General features: G+C 44.1%; 3 protein-coding genes. All 3 read right to left on the bottom strand.

Features of this window, described 5'->3' with window-relative positions; translation table 11 throughout:
- Nucleotides 1-180: 180 nt before the first annotated feature.
- From ispG to ruvX, 3 genes are read right to left on the bottom strand one after another with little or no spacing between them, the layout of a single operon-like run.
- On the bottom strand, nt 181-1,227 hold the full coding sequence (ispG, locus tag HZC12_08480) for a flavodoxin-dependent (E)-4-hydroxy-3-methylbut-2-enyl-diphosphate synthase (GenBank protein MBI5026740.1): 1,047 nt from the start codon (nt 1,225-1,227) through the stop codon (nt 181-183).
- Between the two features lie 20 nt (nt 1,228-1,247).
- Nucleotides 1,248-2,285 carry an endolytic transglycosylase MltG gene (gene mltG, locus HZC12_08475; GenBank protein ID MBI5026739.1) on the bottom strand — a complete coding sequence of 346 codons (1,038 nt, stop codon included), beginning with the start codon at nt 2,283-2,285 and terminating at the stop codon, nt 1,248-1,250.
- Nucleotides 2,285-2,722, bottom strand: coding sequence for a Holliday junction resolvase RuvX (gene ruvX / locus HZC12_08470; GenBank protein MBI5026738.1), 438 nt, complete (start codon nt 2,720-2,722; stop codon nt 2,285-2,287). Before ruvX ends, mltG begins: the two co-directional genes overlap by 1 nt.
- Nucleotides 2,723-2,929: the final 207 nt, after the last annotated feature.

Raw genomic sequence — 2,929 nt, 5'->3', positions numbered from 1 at the left:
GGTTTCCCCTTTGTCCCTGTAGAAATAAGAATTGCCAGAAGTTCTGCATCAGTCAGCGATTCAGCGCCGAGTTCTCTTAACTTACCGCCCGGATGTGTCCATGCCTTCATAAGGCTAACCTCCCCATATTCTCCCCTTTATAAATGGAGCACTTCTTCCTGGAAGTGCTACCATAAAAAGTTAAAGATGCCTTATCTCCCTCATAAGGGCATCGAGAAGCTCACCTTCTCTGAGTTTTTTAACTACCTTCCCATGTTTGAAAAGAATGCCCATGCCCTTCCCGCCAGCAATCCCGATGTCAGCCTCCCTCGCCTCTCCCGGGCCATTGACAACACACCCCATTACGGCAATCTTTAGAGGATTTCTGATGTCACTTAGCTTTGCCTCCACCTTTTCAACAAGGCCTTTTATATCTATCCTGCAGCGTCCACAGGTAGGGCATGATATTATTTCAGGCCCCTTCTGCCTCAGGCCGAGGGATTTTAAAATCTCATAGGCTACTTTTACCTCTTCCACAGGGCTTGCTGTCAGAGAAACTCTTACTGTATCTCCAATGCCTTCTGAAAGGAGTATGCCAAGACCAACCGAGCTTTTTATAGTCCCAGAGAAGGCAAGGCCAGCTTCAGAAATCCCGATGTGAAGCGGGTAGTCAAACTTTCGGGAGAAAAGCCTGTATGCTTCAACAGTCTTCATAACATCTGAGGCCTTGAGGGAAACCTTGATGGCTGTAAAGCCAAGGTCTTCAAGCAGCCTTATATGCCCCTCGGCGCTTTCAACCAATGCATCTGCAGTAGGATGTCCGTATTTTTTTAAAAGCCTTTTCTCCAATGACCCGGCATTCACCCCTATCCTTATGGGAATGCCTTTATCTTTACATGCATTTACAACCTTTTTAACTTTATCGAAGTCTCCGATGTTACCTGGATTTATCCTGAGGCCATCAGCGCCGTGTTTTATTGCCTTAAGGGCAAGGCGGTAGTCAAAGTGAATATCAGCAATAAGGGGGATTGATATTGCCTTCTTGATTTTACTGATAGCCGCTGCAGCGTCCATATCAGGGACTGCAACCCTTATTGCCTCACAGCCTGCTGCCTCAAGCTCTTTTATCTGCGCCACTGTTAATGCAATATCCGCTGTGTCGGTCTTTGTCATGGACTGGACAACAATCGGCGCATCCCCACCAATCTTAAGCCTGCCGAGGGTTATCTGTCTGGTCTGTTTTCTCATCATACTCTATCCGGGCATAATTAATTCCTGCTTTTTTCCCTGCCAGGGTTCAACTGATAAGTCCTTACTGCATTGGCATGTTCGCTCAGCTCTGTAGAAAAAAAGTGGCTCCCATCATTTTGAGAGACAAAATAAAGATAATCAACGTCAGCAGGATAAAGGGCTGCCCTTATTGATTTTATACCTGGCGAGGCAATTGGGCCTGGCGGCAAACCCCTTATCTTATAGGTATTATAAGGGGTATATCTCTTGAGGTCTTTCTTTGTTATTTTCTCTCCCATTTTTTTTACACCGTAAATCGCAGTAGGGTCTGCCTGAAGAGGCATATTCTTCCTTAAACGGTTATGGTAAACAGCAGATATAAGGGAGCGTTCTTCGTCAAACTTCGCCTCTCTTTCTATAATAGATGCAAGGGTCAGGACCTCCCTTTCACTAAAGCCGAGGGCTTTTGCCCTTTCCATAAGGTCCTGGTTCAGGTTTTTTCTTAACCTCGCTACCATCATCTTAAGAATTTCCTCAGGTCTCATCCCTTTTGGAAGATTATAGGTATCAGGATATAAATAACCCTCAAGGCTGGGGGCATCAACATCAAGGTTATAGAGAAGATCTTCAGCCTTTACAATCTGATAGAGATCATCTTCTGCAAAGCCCTTCTCTGCAAGCCTTAATATTATTTCCTCAAGTGTAGCCCCTTCTGGGATGGTGATGGAATATTCAATAATTTTTCCATTTCTTAAAATATTAAAAATTTCAAGGGGTGACATATCAGGGTTGAGGTTATAATAACCTGCCTTTATCTTCTTTTCAGTGCCTGTAAGTTTTCCAAATATTACGAGCATAAACTTGTTCCTGATAAGGCCCTCTTTTTCCAGTACATTCAGTGCCTGCAGATAGGTCGACCCATTGGGAATTTTAACTTCCTTCCAGTGCCCTATGGAAGAGGCTGACCTTAAAAGGCCTGTATAAACGATAAGGCAGAAAACAAGCAAAAAGCTAATGACAGCAAACCTCAGCCTATGAGCGAACATCATATATACGACCTTGCGAAGTCGCCCCATTATGACCCCCCCTGCCTCGCTTCGCGAAGCGCGGCAGGCCTGCTGTCCAAATAGCTTTGCAGAATAATAATTGCAGCAACTTTATCCCTGAGGCCTTTCCTCTTCTTTCTGCTCAAATCTGCTTCAAGGAGGACCCTCTCGGCAGCTACTGTACTCAGCCTTTCATCCCATTGAAAAATTGGCAAATCTATCGCCCCCTTAAGCTCTTCTATAAATTTTAACACCTTTTCTCCCTGGACACCTATAGACCCGTTAAGCATCTTCGGGATACCGACAACAATGGATGTAACCTCATATTCTTCAATAATTTCTATTAATTTCCCTATACACCTGCTGTCTCTCTCGACAGTGGTAAGCCCATGAGCTGTAAGGCCGATTGCGTCACTCACAGCTAACCCTATATATTTATCGCCTACATCAAGGCCCATTACCCTCATTTAGTTAGCATGCCAGAAATAAAAGCCAAAAGTAAACCTTTAGAGACAATGTCTTCCAATGAATCCTGAATAAGTTCGGATACATATGAGACAAAATAAAGTGCAACTATTCAGCAAATGTTTGAAATAATGCGTCATTCCTGCGGAAGCAGGAATCCAGAAAAAGATATTGAAAAATTGGTTAAAAGGACTGGATTCCCGCCTTCG

It is taken from the genome of Nitrospirota bacterium (assembly GCA_016214385.1).
Classification (GTDB): Bacteria; Nitrospirota; Thermodesulfovibrionia; order UBA6902; family JACROP01; genus JACROP01.
Note: the sequence above shows the minus strand (reverse complement) of the source record. Positions and strands in the feature narration are given on the sequence as shown.

Coding starts and splice junctions, on each gene's coding strand:
- ruvX (MBI5026738.1), bottom strand. CDS start 2,722: ATGAGGGTAATGGGCCTTGATGTAGGCGATAAATATATAGGGTTAGCT.
- mltG (MBI5026739.1), bottom strand. CDS start 2,285: ATGGGGCGACTTCGCAAGGTCGTATATATGATGTTCGCTCATAGGCTG.
- ispG (MBI5026740.1), bottom strand. CDS start 1,227: ATGAGAAAACAGACCAGACAGATAACCCTCGGCAGGCTTAAGATTGGT.